The sequence below is a fragment of the Candidatus Endomicrobium procryptotermitis genome (assembly GCA_031279415.1).
GTDB classification, from domain to species: Bacteria; Elusimicrobiota; Endomicrobiia; order Endomicrobiales; family Endomicrobiaceae; genus Endomicrobium_B; species Endomicrobium_B procryptotermitis.
The window spans coordinates 24,896-40,515 of record JAITIP010000020.1 but is presented as its reverse complement, the minus strand read 5'-3'; the positions used below and the strand labels follow the sequence as shown (position 1 = coordinate 40,515).

Below are 15,620 nucleotides of genomic sequence, written 5' to 3'. Positions count from 1 at the left end.
TAATATTTAAAACGAATCAAAAAATAAAAATAATTCCCGTATTTGCACCGAAATCGCTTACGGAATAGTTAACTTTATAACCTAAATTTACATAAGTTTTTATCTGCTTTGTTATATCATAATCACAGCCGGCGTTTATGCCTGCCAAAGCGGCAGCATTTTTCCCGCCTTTAGATTTAATTTTAACATTTGTGCCGCTGAGTCTACTTTCTATTTCTGTATATTGTCCCGAAATTATATATTCCATTTCAAGCCCGCTATACCAGCCGAACTTCTCATATTTCCCATTCAAACCAGCACCTATGCGCATAGCACTTCTTAAAAAATTTCCACCTTCAGTATTGAGGTTCATGCTGCCTGCTCCGATTTCATTTGAACTGCCATATCCACTGTGAGATATATTTATACCAAAAAAAGGTCTCAGATTAATTTCCGAAGTCATTTCAAACCACATAACAGCTTCAATATCAGCGGCGATTCCATAGCCGTTAAAATCGGCTCTCGCTTTATCATTATTTGCTATATTTCGCGAAGTGACATACTGTAAACCAGAAAAACTGAGCATCCCTCTAAAATCAAAATCACCGTACAAATAGCTCCCATATGCGCCTATGCCATAAGAGTTAACACTAGCCCTGCTATTTTCCTGTGATATCGAATGACTATCATATTTGCCGAAAAAGCCAAGTAAAATATTCTTAAAGATTTCCTTTTCACAACCAAAACTTAGACCGCCGACATCATCATTAAAACTACCTTTTGAGTTTTCATCGTTTACAAGATTGAAATTTTCATATTTTGTTTGAAGCCATATATCATTGATATACTTTTGATTGCCATGAGTAACTATCGCAAGTTTATCATATATTTTTGTTCTGTCGCTTCGACTGCCTACGGCATTTATGATATTGGCGGCAAAACCGTAAGACTGCGCAAATGCCGCCGATGTAGATAAAAATAAAAACATTAAAATAAGTAATAATTTTTTTAACTGCATAACCCCTCCGAGCTTCAAATATAAAAAAATATTAACCCCTTTTATTTACTCAGTCAATCATCGCTCTTATGCCTGCGGATGTATAGATATTGTGATAACCATCAGAATACTGATAACTCATATTGGCAAAAATTTTAAAACTGTGCAGAATTCTGTAAGAGCTGCCTGCGCCGAAACTTATTATTGTGCTTCCCTCTTTGGCACCTTTACTTGTAAATTTGTCCGGCGCAGCCGCAAAAGAAGAAATTATTTCTGAAGTTTCATCGGTTAAAAGATATTTTCCTTCAACTGCAGCATACCACTCAAATGAGACGTCTTCATCGCTTCCTACGCTCAACCCTATGCGCGCAGTGCTTCTGGAATAGTTCCCATTGTTGACGTTTAAAGACAAGCCGCCGGCGTTTTTTTCGTTAAAAGAATCATAAGCAACATTTTTAAATTCGATTCCAGTAAAAGGTCTTAATAACACAGCTTCTGTAACATAACTTCTTATAGCGCCTTCAAAATCAGCCGAAACGGTCATTGCAGAAAAATCTGATTCAGCCGTACGAGAGGCATAATTTATGTATCTTTCAGCAACAAAATTATTCCTACCGGCTGATAGAAAAGATTTTATTTCCCAATCATCTTTAAGAATTCCCATATAAATGCCTGCACCAAAACCTTCAAGCACCGCTTCATTTTTTAAATCCTGCTGTATATGATGTTTTGCGTATTTTCCATATACGCCTAAAAGAAAACCATAATCATCGAACATTATGTCCCATCCGGAAAGAGCGCCTGTTTCGTAATCTTTATATTTGTCAGCCGAATTTTCATCTTCATCAATTTCGCTATTTTGAACTGTTGCCTGCACCCATATTCCGTTTACGTTACGAGTATTGATATCTTGATATCTTATTCTGTTATAAATATCCTGTTTACCGCTTTCAAAAGCCGCGCTTCTTATGATATTGGCAAGAAAATATCCCGAAGCGTCAAGAAAAGCCGACTTTTTAAGATCATCATTGTCAAGAACTTCAATAGCTGAGATTTGTTCGTCAAGGTCAAAGCTTATCGTCCGGGAAGAAATACTGTCAAAAGTTTTTGCGACCTGCATCTGATTATATGAAAGTCCGGAAATTTCAGAAAATTTTGTCGAAGTGTCGTTTCCCTTCAAAGACACAACAAGCCAATTGTCAATATTCAATATAGAACTGTCAACACTCAGCGCTGACAAAGATAAACCATTATTAAGCGTTATATATCCGAAAGAACCGTTTAATGTTTCATAATTGAGAATTTTGTAATACCTTTTTCTGTAATTTTTCGAAGCATTTACAGCCGCATCCGTTTGTATATCAAGCCTGCTATTTGCTCCCAATTTGGTCGTCACTGCAACTATTTTGTTCCCATCAACTTTTAAAGTACCGTCAAAATTAAAATTTTTGACGTTTAACAGGTTTGAAGCCGACAAACTACGCATATTTAAAACTGAATCTTTATCCACATCCAAATTTATAACTTCAACCCTGCTTGATGGCCCAAGATTAAAATTGCCCGTGTTTAATTCAAGATTATAAAGAGAAGCGTCCGCATAAAGATTAAAATTGCCCGCTCCTTTTATAACCATAAAAGCCGTATTCGTATCGGAGTTAATGCCATCATATATCTCAACGGAAGCGCCTGTATTCGTCATAAAAGTTACTCTTGAATACTCGGCAAGATATAAGGCGTTTGACTCACTTGCTGCCATATTGCCCTGAAAAATGGTTTTATTGTCTGACGCGCTATTATTAACCGTATTAATATTCAACTGCGCGTAACTTTCATATTCCGCATCACCGCGCAGAAAAACCGCACCACCGTTTTCTCCCGCTTTATTGCCTGTAAAATTTGCATTTTTCAGATTTACTACTGAATCGTACATATATATCGCTCCGCCGCTGCCTCCCGAGTTATTTTCCTTAAACTCCGAAGTGGACTGAAAATCAACGGTATCTACATAATTCATCGTAATATATAAAGCACCGCCATTTCTGTCTGATTTATTTTTTTCAAATAAGGCAACCCCGCCGAAATTTACGCTTGCGCCGGAAACAATACCGGCTCCGCCGTCAGTTTTCGCTTTATTGTATTTGAAGATACTTTCTTTAAAATTAATGCCGCTTGCAGAAACAAAAAAACCCCCGCCCGATAAAGAAGCTGTATTTGAGGCAAAAATTACTTCTTCATTAAAATTAATCGCTGAACGGTTCCAACTGCCATCGTCATATATTCCCATTGAAAAAAAACCGCCGCCGCTTTCGGCTTTATTATTTATAAATGCAGTTTTGCCGTTAAACGTCATATCCGCGTATGCGGTATGAAAACCGCCGCCATCTCTGCCTTTATTATCGGCAAATTCCGTTTTTTCATTAAAATTGACTTTAGAATTTTTGTCAAACATGAAAGCCGAATGCGCAAAACCAGAATCATTATTTTCAAATATGGTATTATTAAAATTTAAGGATGAATTTTTTGATTCAATAAAAATATTTCCCTGCATATTTTTAAAATTTATATCTTGAAAAGTTATACTGGAAGCGTTGATGACAAATATCTGTCCGTAAGAGCTGCCAAAAAAATTTGCCGCAGTTGAATCGGCGCGTATATGTAATTGTGCGGGATAGTTTGCAATGTTTATAGCGCTTCCCAGAGAAAATCCTCCATTTTGAACCAAAATGCCGCTTTCGTTATCGGATATTGCCTTTGATAATCCGGCGGCGCTCGAAACATAAACGTCAGCCTGAGCATCCGTCAATAAAAAACAAATATATAAAAAAACTAAAAATTTCAAAATTTTCCGCATCAGCTTCTCCTGAAAAATGTGCGCATACCTCTGCGAGTTATCTTTCTATGACCACTTTGCCTTTTTGTACTTTTCCACCGGATTTTATGTAATAAATATAAATTCCAGAAGCAGCTTGATAACCTGAATTATTTTCGCCATACCATGCATACGGACCATCAATAGCAGTTTTATCTTCAAAAACAAGTTCGCCGGCAATGTTATAAATCTTGATTTCGGCCCCGCTTTTTAAACCTGAAAACATTATCCCAATATTTCCGTGCTTTGACGGTTTATAAGGGTTGGGATAAACGATAAATCTATCGGCCGCTATTTGGGCATAAAAATTCATATTCAAATCCGATTGCCCTACGGTATTAAGAATTTGAAAGGGCGGAAAAAAATCGTATTCCGAGGATTGCGGAGTTATCGTATAAGTTTTCCCATAATATATTTCGCCGCGATAGCTGCCATCGATTGCAGTTGTTATCGTAGCGGTACTCCCCTCATTTTCATAAATATTTATTTTTAAATTTCCCAGTCCTTTCGCATTAAAAGAGATTATCCCGCTGAGCATATATTCTTGAAAAGCGCTAAAGTGTTTAGTTATATCCGTATTGTATGTCGTAAATGAATAATTTTCAGGTTCAAACTTGAATGCGTCCGCAAAAGGAGTAATAATATAACTCCTGCCTTCGATAACTTCTATTTCATACGAACCGTCAGACGACAATACAGTAATGGTAGATTTGCTAAGTGAATCGTAAAGATCTATTGACGCATAAACATTGGATGTGTCTTTGGCATTTGTCAAAGTACCGCTTATTATTTTCAAGTTGGGCGGCTGTAAACCCGTGGGAATAACTAGAACGTACGTTGCTGTTCTCGTAAACGTAGATTGTATTAAAACGGTCGCGGAAGAGCCGCTTTCGGATTTAAAAATAATATCTTGCGGCGGATATGTTTTCTCAGGAAACTCATTTACAGAATTGTAAACAGCAATTTTTATTTGATCGGCTGTAAATCCCGAGGGAATGGTAATGCTTGAAAGCCAGACATAGCCCGTTACATCCTTTTCCAAATTTTCAACAGTAAAAGCAAAAGGCAGAGTCTTATAATACGTTGAATCTATCAAAGGAACAGAAACAGTTGATACTGTTATTAAATCCGAATATTTGTTCATAAATAGAGCGTAATTGTTTCCGTCGGCACACAATGTTCTTAAAGAATCGTATTTAAAATTTACAAAATCTTTTGTTACGGCCGTTGTCATAGGGGGAACTTGCATGCTTCCTCCTACGGGTTTGAAAGTAACGGTTTTATAAGAGTCTGTGGAAGCGTTAAACGCTATATAGCTTTTTGTGCCGCCTTTATTCATAACACAAAAAGACTCACCATCCGCAGCTATACTTGTGTCAACCGTACCATATTCCTTGAAAAAATTTATGAAATGATAAGAAAAAGTCAGAGAAGTGCCATCATCATCAGCTGAAAAACCGCCTGCGATAAAATCGGTCAATGCGCCTGCGGCGTCAAAGAGAGCTTTATATCTAAGCCATATGTCTCTCCATCTGTTCAATTGACCAGTCCTATTAGCGTACATTTCACTATAGAAACTTTGAGCATAAGATGTATCATATCCATGGTAAAGCATTGCAGGAGTTAAAGGAAGCACCTGAATACCCATAATCTGCTGTGGCTCTCCGCCGGCATTCCAATGAACTACATACTCAGCTGCGTTATCCCAAAGTATTCCTATACTTTTATGCGCATAAGGCGTGCCGCCATAAATTTCGCCGGAAGTGTCTAAATAATATTCTTTTGTCGCCTCATATTCCGTAGTGTATCCGTATGCGCCAAGATCCATTAAATCCTGATTGTTTGACGCAAGACCCCATAAATATATTCCTGACCAAGCGTTCATGGCTTCTGATGACGATTCTTGGTCAATACCTTTGTCGTTGGAGCCGCCCGCGCCGTTTGCCCATGAATGTCCTTCATAGATGTCAAAACACCTTAAATATGGGAAATCCGTATCATTGCGAATATGGCTGTAACTGTCTCTTACAAGCAAATCTACAATTCCTTTATATTCGCTGCTGTCGGCAAACTGCGGGTCAAACAGTGCAAGAATCGCAGACGCATATATAAAGTATCCATTATGAAAATGATGGTCATTATAGTTTTCTGAACCGAAAGCATGAGGTATGCCGATAATGCCGCCCCAGTTTGAATCATAAGCAAAATATTTTGAGCCCGAACCGTTTTTATACCATAGCTCCAGTTGGGCTTTTAATTTTTCAATCATCTGATTTCTGCTTGAAATATCCCCGAACTGATGAAAAATCGGTATGAGATTTGCCGCTTTTGCCAAAGCTTTGCCGCTGTAATACGTGTCTGCAGCCGAACCCTGCGCGGAAAAATTTTTGTCGGTATTTATATAGTTTTGCATTGTGTTTCTTGAAGTTTCGGGCACTTCATACGTAAGATTGGGCATGATGCCGAAAAATTTATTTTCCGTAGTAAATGAAAAACCCGTCCCGACTTTCAGCGTACCTCTAAGTGTACGGAAATTATATTTTTCAGGTCTTAAAGCCATGGAAGAGTTTTTCCATTGATGTGGAAAAAGTGCAAAAACCGTGCCGGGCAGAAAACTTGCACCGGTTCTCTTTGGCGTCGTAGTAAAGTTAAAAGTAGTTTTAACCTTTGAATTTTGTTTGTCAAAAACATACGACATTTTAGTATCGGTAATAAAATTATATGCGTACTTATAATATTCATTGAAAATTTCTATGGCATCATCTTTTGCAGCAGAACTGTCGTCTCCTGCGGTTATCAATGCTATGGAAAGATATCTATCGGCTGAAGTAAAAGAGATTTCTATTCTTGTATTTACGGGAGGTACAGAGATAATATTAAATGTCGTATTTTCAGGAGCGTAAATGGCATAATAAACATAGCGGCCGGATGTGCCTCCATCATAACCTCTTATAAGAATACGATCGCCTTGATATACTCCGGAAAGAGGATTGCCCGATGAATCATATACGACGAAAGGTTCGGGGTTTGGGGTGTTTAGGCAAGTATGTATAGAAGGATTTACCGTATCGGAATATTCATTATAAGTAAAAATAAAGCCTTTACCGATGGTAGTTTTTATCCATTTTGTATTATCACTTTGATTCCTGCTTATAAAAGTTGCCGACCAATCCGAATAGCTGTCTAAAAGCACTTCGGCAGGGGATATATTCCCTGATATTACGGCTGCAAATTGCTTCACTGGATGCTCTAGACTGACCGCATTATGTACACTGTCCGCAGAAAAGGTTATTTCCGGATATCCTAAAAGATACCCTATGCTTGAATATGCCCCCCCCTGCTGAGTTGTCCCAGTATTTGTGTTTATTATCCACGGAGACGGCGACATTCTAAAGGAGGAATGATGTATATCACCATGCTTGGTAAAAATCGAACTAAACCATCTGTTTGTCGGATACGGGAAACTTACGTTTGAGGTTACTCTTGAATGCTGCATTGTCGAATTGTATGAACCTATGCGGCCTTTGCCGCCCGGCGAGGGAGCCGCAAAACCCGCTAAAACAAAAAACAATAATGCCGCAAATGCAATTAGGCTTTTTTTTGTATTTTTTAATGTCATTTTACACCCGTTTTTTCTATAAATTAATATATAAACAGCCATAACTCCGATTATCTTGACATTATTATTATACATTAAATTTCTGCCATAAACTATAAAAAAAACAAATAGGTAGATTCAAGTTGCCAATGCAGCAGAAGAATTAAAAACCTTTTTCTATCAGCAAAAAAAGAAATAACGACACTGCCTGCTGCAATGGCTTCCTTTGTCTTTAAAAGCTTAACGACAAGCAATAACGGATATTTGAGGTTTGCTTTCAAACGTCTCATTAAACATGTTGAAGTTGGTAATTTTTGACAGGCAATATAGGAAGAGTTTAAAATCAGAAAAAACATGAAAGTCGGCTATATAATAAAAATATACATGGATTTTTTCGAAATCATTGCAGCTGATGTTCTTGTATCAGAGTCTTTTTGAAAGCATCAACTTAAATTCATCAAAAGTATTTTCAACGTAAAGACTCATATTGTTTTTCTTCATATAATAATCGAATTTTTTCATGCTGATAACATAATCTATCAACAAATACGTTCCGCCCGCTACGAGAAGCAGTCCGAGTATGCCCTCATAAGCATTGTTCATTTCATCTTTATATCTTTTCTTATATTCATAATCGATTTTTACTACATCCACAAGTGTCGTAGGCGTTGCCGAAGGATATTGTTCATGATAAACATTCTCATCAGGATTACTACTGTTGGCTTCGCTTCCTGCTGGAGGATTTTTTGATTGGCCCGGCGCAAAAGTGTCATACTCGGTCACATCGCTAAGACCTTTTGTTTCTCCTGCGGAAAGATTTGCAAGAGGAGATCCTGTCGGATTGCCGTCATATTTTATCATTTTGCCTTGATCACTAGGCACATAATAGCTGCTGGGGCTGCCGTCCTGAGCTACTGTTTTATATCTTATCCAAACATTCACATTTTGCAAATCAACATTACCGGTATTTACTATTGCACCGCTCATATTTATCACATATTTATTGGCGCCGAGGTTTTTATACCAAAAAGATGAAAAATTCATGTTAACCGATGGTCTGGATATGTCTACCTGTATAGTTCTGAATCCATCATAAGCAAGCAGGGTTCCGCCTATCAAAAGCAATGCTCCATAAAGTATTCTGTATTTTGATTTATATTCGTTAAAATCGTCATATTGAACACTTCCATATCCAAAAGCCGTATGTGCATAAATAAATACCGCCAAAACAATACAAACTATTTTTTTCATGACACCTCTTTTGTTATTTTACTTTTTATTTCATCAAGAAGAGCAAAGAGATTTTCCACATAAACAGGCTTTTGCATATATCCAGCGGCTCCCAGTTCTTTTGCATGTTCTTCCGTAAAAATTGCGCCCGACCCAGTAATAAAATAAATAAGCACGGTTGTATTTATTTCTTTTATATAATGAAATAAATGGTCCCCGTCAAGATCCGGAAGCATGATATCAAGAAAAATAATATCGGGATTTTCTTCTTTTAACACTTTAAGACATTCGTCGGCATTTCCGGCTACGCATACATCAAAGCCTCTTCTTTGAATAAGTTTTGCCATATTGTCCCTTGCGTAAATTTCATCGTCCACGAGTAAAATTTTTATCATTTCAGAAAACTCCAACAAATATTGTATTTGGAAATATTATATCCGTATTTTAAAGTGTTAGCAACAAAAAATGGCATATTTCGAAATTTTTTTACATTTTGAAGAATTCCATTTTGTAAAGTTATTTATATAAAATATCCGGACGCAAAAAATGCAGATTCAATTATTTCAAATTTGTCATCATTAATTGACACTACATCAAAGCGGATATTACTATCTTTAAGCCCGTTTTGTTTTACATAGAGAACTGCAGATTTTATGATTTTTTTCCGCTTGGATTTAGTTACCGCTTCCTGAGGAGTTCCTCCCGACAAATTTTTTCTGTACTTTACTTCGATAAAGACAATATTGCCTTTATTTTTTGCAATTATGTCTATCTCTCCAAAAATCGTAACATAATTCGTTCCGATTATTTTATATCCACGTTTTTGAAGAAATTTTATGGCTTCTTTTTCTTTCTCAAAACCTACTGTTCTGGTATCAACCATTTTTGCTCCTGTGAGCAAAGTTTTACGGGTGCAAAACTCTGTCTGTGTATAGGACAGGAGCCGTACTTTTTTAAAGCGTCCATATGCGCTCTTGTTCCGTATCCTTTATGTTTGTCAAAACCGTATTGCGGAAACCGTTTCGCATATTCATACATTATTGCGTCTCTTGTAACCTTTGCCAATATCGAAGCCGCGGCGACCGACGCGCTTTTTGCATCGCCGTCTATTATGGCTTCCTGTTTTAAATCTAGGTTTGGTATTTTATAATTTCCATCCACAAGACATAATTGAGGAGAGATTTTTAAATTTAAAACAGCCTGTTTCATCGCCATAAAAGTCGCATGAAGTATATTTACTTCGTCAATTATTATATTGTCGATAGTTGAAACAGAATAATCAACCGCATTTTCTTTTATAATCACAAAAAGCTCGTTTCTTCTTTTTTCAGTTAATTTTTTGGAATCGTTAAGATAAGCGATATTTATATCTTTAGGAAGGATTACTGCGGCTGCCGTTACTGGTCCTGCCAAAGGTCCCCGTCCTGCTTCGTCAATACCCGCAATAGAACAGAGTCCCCTGTCGTAATAATTTTTATCGAAGAAGAATGGACACACCCGCTTCTCCGTAAATTTTAATTTGCCGACGGCGTTTCAGCTGCCACTTCCATCTCGGCTTGGAAAGAAGCAGGCTCGGTTTCAGTTTTCTTAGTTTCAGACTTTTTTATTCTTGAAGAATCTTCGACGATTCTTGCGGCTTTTCCGGAAAGCTTTCTGAGATAATAAAGTTTTGCTCTGCGCACTTTTCCGCGTCTTGAAATTTCAATTTTATCTATTCTGGGCGAATGAATCGGGAAAATTCTTTCAACGCCTACTCCGAAAGAAATTTTTCTTACCGTAAAAGTCTCCGAAAGTCCGCTGCCTTTTCTTCTTATTACAACGCCTTCAAAAACCTGTATTCTTTCATTTCCGCCTTCAACAACTTTAAAATGTACTTTAATTTGATCGCCGGGCTTAAAATCAACCGCTAACTCCCTTTTCTGTGCTGCTTGAACTTGCTCTAATAATGACATTTTACTGCTCCTTTATTTAATAGCGAATATCAAAATGAAACGGCATTATACATATCTTTTAAGAAACCTGCTGCTTCAGAATATCCTAAAAAGAGTCGTCCGATTCATGACAATAGCCGTTTCCGTAACAATAACCATAGTTCCACTTTCTTAACTTAATTCAAAAAATACAATTTTAGGATGTCATATTTTGTAATAATATTTCTTATTTTCCCGCTTTATTATCCTTGCAATAATGTTGTTTATCTACGCATTCAAAGAATTTTGTAGCGTCAACAACAACAATGTCGTATTCTTTTCAACAAATCGGGTCTGCGTTTTTTTGTTCTTTCAGCAGACTCTTTTTTTCGCCACTGTTCTATTTTTTTATGGTTGCCGGACAACAAAATTTCAGGCACTTTAATGCCTTTAAAAACTGACGGCCTTGTATAATGCGGATAATCCAATAAATTATTATAAAACGAATCATTTTCTACCGAAGATTTTTCTTTTATGACTCCAGACACCATTCTTGCCATGCAATCTATTAACACCATTGCGGGAAGCTCGCCTCCGGTAAGCACATAATCGCCTATGGAAATTTCATCGTCAACAAAGTTCATTATGCGTTCATCTATTCCTTCGTAATGACCGCATAAAATTACTAAATGTTTAAATTTTGACAGTTCTTTTACGATATTACAGTTGAGAGTCCTGCCTTGCGGGGACATATAAATAACGTAGGGTTTATTGTAAAAATTTTTATAATCCTTATTTTTTTTTTTTACACCCGTGCTTTTTATTGCATCATAAACAGGTTCGAGTTTCATTATCATACCCGCGCCGCCGCCAAATGATTTATCGTCAACTTTTCCGTGCTTATCTTTAGAGAAAGATCTTATATCTATCATATTAATTTTAAGAATTTCTTTTTGCCTCGCTTTCCCTATAAGGCTTTCAGTTAACGGACCTTCAAACATCGCAGGAAATATTGTCAGCACGTCAATCTTCATAAACCAAATAACCGTTATATTCAAGAGTCCCGTCTGCCGATTTTGCCGAACCATAAACCGAATCAAAACCGTTCGGCAATTCGACAAATATCTTTTTTCTTAAAACATTTACTTCTTTTATTACATTTTTTAAAGCTGGAATGAGATACTCTTCTCCATCATATTTGACAACCCAGACATCATTGCTTCCGGTTGAGACTACATCGGAAAGAACTCCAAGTCTCTCGCCCGCTTGGTTAAAAACTTCAAAACCCAAAATATCAGAAACTTTCCAAGTTTTGCTTAGAGAGTTTATTTTTTTTTTCTGCGCCATTTTTTTTGCTTTACTCTACTATTTCTACTGTTGCTCTCTTATCAAGTTTTGCTGAAGCCGAATTTATTATAATTCTTATGGCTTTTATAATTCTGCCTTCTTTTCCTATAATTTTTCCTCTGTCTCCATCGGCAACTTTAAGCTCTAAAACCGTAGCTTTTTCACCCGCAATTTCTTTAACTTCAACATGTTCCGGATTATCAACTAATGCTTTTGCGATGTAAAGAACCAAATCTTTCATACTTCCTCCCATAGTCTAAGGTGTTTAATTTTTCACTGATTTACTTATTTTCCGCTTCTGTTTCGGACGGCTGCGATTTTTTAATTAGGACTGCAACCGTTTCAGATGCTTTCGCTCCCACTGTCAACCAATAATTCACTCTGCCCATATTGACATTAAACTTATTTTCTTGCGCGATAGGATCATATTGTCCAAGAATTTCAATAGGTTCTCCATCTCTTTTTGCCCTTTGATCAATTGCTACAACCCTGTAAAAAGGTCTCTTTGGTTTGCCCCTTCTCTGCAGACGCAGTTTGACAGCCATCTTCTACCTCCGTATATGCTTACACTTAATGTCAGATAATGTGCGGATAAATACGCTTGTAAATCCGCTGCTCAGGCGCACACTACCTTAAATCATAGTGTTTTGAATACAAAATTATATATGAATTCTTTTGCTTTGTCAAACAGCATAACGACGTTTCGTTTATTTACTTGCCTTATACTATTTGTTATAATCCATTATAAATAATACAAATATAAAAGAAACTATATGCCGAAGAATATTTTTGCCTGTGTGTTTTTCTTATTCGCTCTCATATTATGCTCATGTTCAAAAAAATAAGATCTTAATCAATACTTTAAATACCAAAATTGGTTCTAGGTTTTGAAGTCTCACATCCTTCTTCATAGGAAAAAGTGGATATTAGCGAAATGTTTATTTTTTTCGGGCTATGAAAATAAAAATTTCAAAATATTGAGCTTTTTCAAAACGAATTTTGCAAGCGAAGAGAAGGAGATTGCAAGAATTTATTTGATAAGATTGCCGACTTGTTCGATTTTGCAGATTAAAGAATGTTTAAACTTATCTTTATTTTTCCATTTTTGTTTTTTCTGTCATCCTGCGCTCTTGTGGACTTCCCGAAACGTGCAGCGGGATATTCCATTCAAAAATTTGAAAAAGAACAAAAAGGAAGATATTCGCAAACTTTTAATCTGACAAAAAAAGAAAGTTTTGACAGAACTTTACTTATAATAAAATTTTTAAAAGCCAGAACAACAAGTAAAAGCTATAAAAAGAACTACATAACAGCTTTCGATTTTGCAAAAAGTTTTGATTATTGTTTAGATTCTACAGAAGCAGGTTTTTTTATTGAAGAAATTACTGGAAAGCAGGTAAAAATTACGGTAATCTGCAATAATTCGCTGCTTGCGCAAAATCTGTCGGAACAATATTTCACTTTAATGCTTAATCCGCCAAAAAATTCAGAAGACGAACAACTTTGACTAAACTAAACAAAACTTCTATAATAATTCCGTTTATTATTAAAAATTTCTTACAGGAGGCAGCAAAGATGGCAAAGATTAAAAAAATTATCGGCAGGGAAATAATAGATTCCCGCGGAAACCCTACGGTTGAAGTCGATATAAAACTCGACGACGGCGCTATCGGAAGAGCAGCAGTTCCTTCGGGTGCGTCAACCGGCGAAAGAGAAGCTTTGGAACTCAGGGATGGAGACAAAAAAAGGTTCGGCGGAAAAGGAGTTTTAAAAGCCGTTAGAAATATCAATGAGATTATAGCAGCTAACCTCATCGACAAAGAAATAACGCAGCAAAAAGAGATCGACGATATAATGATTAAACTTGACGGAACCGATTTCAAAGTCAACCTTGGCGCAAATGCTATTCTCGGTGTCTCGCTTGCCTGTGCAAAAGCCGGCGCAAATTCAAAAAAGCTTCCTGTTTACGAATATGTAAGAGAAATTTACGGCATAAAAACCGACAAATATGTGCTTCCTGTGCCTTTGATGAACATCATCAACGGAGGAGAACATGCCGACAATAACGTTGATTTGCAAGAGTTTATGATCGCACCCGTAAGTACCCCGAATTTCCGTGAAGCTCTAAGAATGGGCTGCGAAGTTTTTCACAACCTGAAAAAAGTTTTAAACAATAAAGGGTATGCAACGGGAGTAGGTGATGAAGGCGGATTTGCGCCTAATTTGAAATCGAATATAGAAGCGCTTGAAGTTATTTCCGAAGCCGTAAAAGTCGCGGGATATGAACTCGGAAAAGATATTCTTTTGGCTTTAGACTGTGCAGCAAGCGAACTTTATGAGGATGGGAAATATACTTTGGAAGGCGAACTATCAGACAAAGTAAAAACTTCGCAGGAAATGATAAAATTCTATGAAGAATGGCTTAAAAAATATCCCGTTATATCTATGGAAGACGGTCTCAGTGAAAAAGATTGGGCAAGCTGGAAACCTCTTACTGATACCTTAAAGTCAAAAATGCAGCTGGTAGGAGATGATCTTTTCGTTACAAACACAAAAATATTTAAAGAAGGAATCGAAAAAGGAATAGCAAATTCAATTCTCATTAAAGTAAATCAAATAGGCTCTCTGTCGGAAACCGTTGCTGCGGTACAGATGGCATATGACGCGGGCTATACGGCTATCATGTCGCACCGTTCTGGCGAAACCGAAGATTCGATTATTGCTGATTTGGCAGTAGCTTTAAATACTGGACAGATTAAAACAGGCTCAGCTTCAAGAACGGACAGAATGTGTAAATACAATCAACTTTTAAGAATTGAAGAAGAGCTTGGATCAAAAGCAAGCTATTTGGGAAAAGCTGCTTTTTCAAGCATAAAGTAAATAATATGTCTGCCTGCAGTCTGGAATATTTCCAGACTGCGTTCATTTTTTATGAAAAAACTCAAAATACGCTTTCGCTATTATGTCGCTTTAATAATTATTTTATCGGTGTTAATTTTCAACGGAGGTTCAAGGACGCTGATAAGGCGGTTTTTTGAGCAGAGAAAATTGGATTCAGACATAAAAAGCGCCCAATATCAAAATGAACTGCTCAAAAAAAGAATTTATTATCTGGAAAATGAACCTTCCTACATAGAAAGAATGGTACGCAGAGAGTTAAACGTTATAGCTCATGGAGAAATAGAGTACAGATTTCATACGAAAGAAACCGAACAAAAATTAAAGAATCCATCGGTAGAGTCGTCGCGCAGTAAAATTTTAGAGGATTAAAATATGTCTAAACTTTCACGTTTCGGAGTATCGTTAAACGCCGATATTTTGGACAAGTTTGACAGGCTTATAAATGATCAGGAATATCCGACGCGGTCAAAAGCCATAGAAGATTTAATCAATCACTATATCACCGGCGAGAATCTCACCGATGATAAAATATTAATTATCGGGACAATTAATATTATTTACGATCACAATAAAAGAGAACTTTTAAAAAAACTTACCTGTGTACAACACGATTTTCAAGAATTGATACTTTCTTCCCAGCATATTCATGTCAGTCATCGCGACTGTTTTGAAATAATTATTGTCAAAGGGATAAAAAAAGAAACTGAACGCCTTTTTTCGCGTATTAAAGGCATAAAAGGCATACACAACGCTTCTTTCAATATGTTTTCGATTTAAAGAAAGCCAAGT

15 protein-coding genes and 1 pseudogene are annotated in these 15,620 nt (G+C 36.7%); 4 read left to right on the top strand and 12 right to left on the bottom strand.

Going from position 1 to position 15,620, the window contains the following annotated elements:
• Positions 1-16: 16 nt before the first annotated feature.
• The 12 genes and pseudogenes from LBD46_04425 to rpsP form a co-directional block, all read right to left on the bottom strand.
• On the bottom strand, positions 17-997 hold the full coding sequence (locus tag LBD46_04425; protein ID MDR2426407.1) for an autotransporter outer membrane beta-barrel domain-containing protein: 981 nt from the start codon (positions 995-997) through the stop codon (positions 17-19).
• A 49-nt stretch (positions 998-1,046) separates the two neighbouring features.
• A complete protein-coding gene (locus tag LBD46_04420; GenBank protein ID MDR2426406.1) occupies positions 1,047-3,827 on the bottom strand; it encodes an autotransporter domain-containing protein in 2,781 nt (926 codons plus the stop codon).
• A gap of 37 nt (positions 3,828-3,864) precedes the next feature.
• Entirely contained in the window at positions 3,865-7,464 is a 3,600-nt protein-coding gene (locus LBD46_04415; GenBank protein ID MDR2426405.1) for a T9SS type A sorting domain-containing protein, read from the bottom strand.
• Between the two features lie 402 nt (positions 7,465-7,866).
• A complete protein-coding gene (locus LBD46_04410) occupies positions 7,867-8,694 on the bottom strand; it encodes a hypothetical protein (GenBank protein MDR2426404.1) in 828 nt (275 codons plus the stop codon).
• The gene (locus tag LBD46_04405; protein ID MDR2426403.1) at positions 8,691-9,068 is read right to left on the bottom strand and encodes a response regulator; all 378 of its coding nucleotides are present in this window, start codon (positions 9,066-9,068) and stop codon (positions 8,691-8,693) included. Before LBD46_04405 ends, LBD46_04410 begins: the two co-directional genes overlap by 4 nt.
• A gap of 125 nt (positions 9,069-9,193) precedes the next feature.
• Positions 9,194-9,556 (bottom strand): YraN family protein, encoded by a 363-nt coding sequence (locus LBD46_04400; GenBank protein MDR2426402.1) that lies wholly within the window; start codon positions 9,554-9,556, stop codon positions 9,194-9,196.
• Entirely contained in the window at positions 9,535-10,170 is a 636-nt protein-coding gene (locus LBD46_04395; GenBank protein MDR2426401.1) for a ribonuclease HII, read from the bottom strand. Before LBD46_04395 ends, LBD46_04400 begins: the two co-directional genes overlap by 22 nt.
• A 122-nt stretch (positions 10,171-10,292) precedes the next feature.
• Positions 10,293-10,625: pseudogene (rplS, locus tag LBD46_04390) on the bottom strand (50S ribosomal protein L19).
• 272 nt (positions 10,626-10,897) lie between these two features.
• Positions 10,898-11,617, bottom strand: a complete 720-nt coding sequence (gene trmD, locus LBD46_04385; protein ID MDR2426400.1) for a tRNA (guanosine(37)-N1)-methyltransferase TrmD — start codon at positions 11,615-11,617, stop codon at positions 10,898-10,900.
• The gene (locus LBD46_04380; protein ID MDR2426399.1) at positions 11,607-11,930 is read right to left on the bottom strand and encodes a PRC-barrel domain-containing protein; all 324 of its coding nucleotides are present in this window, start codon (positions 11,928-11,930) and stop codon (positions 11,607-11,609) included. The genes trmD and LBD46_04380 overlap by 11 nt, the downstream gene beginning before the upstream one ends.
• Positions 11,931-11,940: 10 nt before the next feature.
• The gene (locus tag LBD46_04375) at positions 11,941-12,171 is read right to left on the bottom strand and encodes a KH domain-containing protein (GenBank protein MDR2426398.1); all 231 of its coding nucleotides are present in this window, start codon (positions 12,169-12,171) and stop codon (positions 11,941-11,943) included.
• Positions 12,172-12,211: 40 nt separating this feature from the next.
• Complete coding sequence (gene rpsP, locus LBD46_04370) at positions 12,212-12,475, bottom strand: 30S ribosomal protein S16 (GenBank protein MDR2426397.1); 264 nt, start codon at positions 12,473-12,475, stop codon at positions 12,212-12,214.
• Between the two features lie 530 nt (positions 12,476-13,005).
• Here rpsP and LBD46_04365 point away from each other — a divergent pair.
• The 4 genes from LBD46_04365 (at position 13,006) to nikR (ending at position 15,608) form a co-directional block, all read left to right on the top strand.
• On the top strand, positions 13,006-13,437 hold the full coding sequence (locus tag LBD46_04365; protein ID MDR2426396.1) for a hypothetical protein: 432 nt from the start codon (positions 13,006-13,008) through the stop codon (positions 13,435-13,437).
• A 68-nt stretch (positions 13,438-13,505) separates the two neighbouring features.
• A complete protein-coding gene (gene eno / locus LBD46_04360) occupies positions 13,506-14,810 on the top strand; it encodes a phosphopyruvate hydratase (GenBank protein MDR2426395.1) in 1,305 nt (434 codons plus the stop codon).
• Positions 14,811-14,861: 51 nt separating this feature from the next.
• Entirely contained in the window at positions 14,862-15,200 is a 339-nt protein-coding gene (locus LBD46_04355; protein ID MDR2426394.1) for a septum formation initiator family protein, read from the top strand.
• Positions 15,201-15,203: 3 nt separating this feature from the next.
• Positions 15,204-15,608: a nickel-responsive transcriptional regulator NikR gene (nikR, locus tag LBD46_04350; GenBank protein ID MDR2426393.1), complete on the top strand. Its 405-nt coding sequence runs from the start codon at positions 15,204-15,206 to the stop codon at positions 15,606-15,608.
• The last annotated feature ends 12 nt before the right edge of the window (positions 15,609-15,620 follow it).

Excerpts from the sequence above, each read along its gene's own strand:
- LBD46_04400 (MDR2426402.1), bottom strand. The coding sequence starts at position 9,556 with ATGGTTGATACCAGAACAGTAGGTTTTGAGAAAGAAAAAGAAGCCATA.
- eno (MDR2426395.1), top strand. The coding sequence starts at position 13,506 with ATGGCAAAGATTAAAAAAATTATCGGCAGGGAAATAATAGATTCCCGC.
- LBD46_04365 (MDR2426396.1), top strand. The coding sequence starts at position 13,006 with ATGTTTAAACTTATCTTTATTTTTCCATTTTTGTTTTTTCTGTCATCC.
- trmD (MDR2426400.1), bottom strand. The coding sequence starts at position 11,617 with ATGAAGATTGACGTGCTGACAATATTTCCTGCGATGTTTGAAGGTCCG.
- LBD46_04380 (MDR2426399.1), bottom strand. The coding sequence starts at position 11,930 with ATGGCGCAGAAAAAAAAAATAAACTCTCTAAGCAAAACTTGGAAAGTT.
- LBD46_04355 (MDR2426394.1), top strand. The coding sequence starts at position 14,862 with ATGAAAAAACTCAAAATACGCTTTCGCTATTATGTCGCTTTAATAATT.
- LBD46_04375 (MDR2426398.1), bottom strand. The coding sequence starts at position 12,171 with ATGAAAGATTTGGTTCTTTACATCGCAAAAGCATTAGTTGATAATCCG.
- LBD46_04420 (MDR2426406.1), bottom strand. The coding sequence starts at position 3,827 with ATGCGGAAAATTTTGAAATTTTTAGTTTTTTTATATATTTGTTTTTTA.
- nikR (MDR2426393.1), top strand. The coding sequence starts at position 15,204 with ATGTCTAAACTTTCACGTTTCGGAGTATCGTTAAACGCCGATATTTTG.
- rpsP (MDR2426397.1), bottom strand. The coding sequence starts at position 12,475 with ATGGCTGTCAAACTGCGTCTGCAGAGAAGGGGCAAACCAAAGAGACCT.
- LBD46_04425 (MDR2426407.1), bottom strand. The coding sequence starts at position 997 with ATGCAGTTAAAAAAATTATTACTTATTTTAATGTTTTTATTTTTATCT.
- LBD46_04415 (MDR2426405.1), bottom strand. The coding sequence starts at position 7,464 with ATGACATTAAAAAATACAAAAAAAAGCCTAATTGCATTTGCGGCATTA.
- LBD46_04410 (MDR2426404.1), bottom strand. The coding sequence starts at position 8,694 with ATGAAAAAAATAGTTTGTATTGTTTTGGCGGTATTTATTTATGCACAT.
- LBD46_04405 (MDR2426403.1), bottom strand. The coding sequence starts at position 9,068 with ATGATAAAAATTTTACTCGTGGACGATGAAATTTACGCAAGGGACAAT.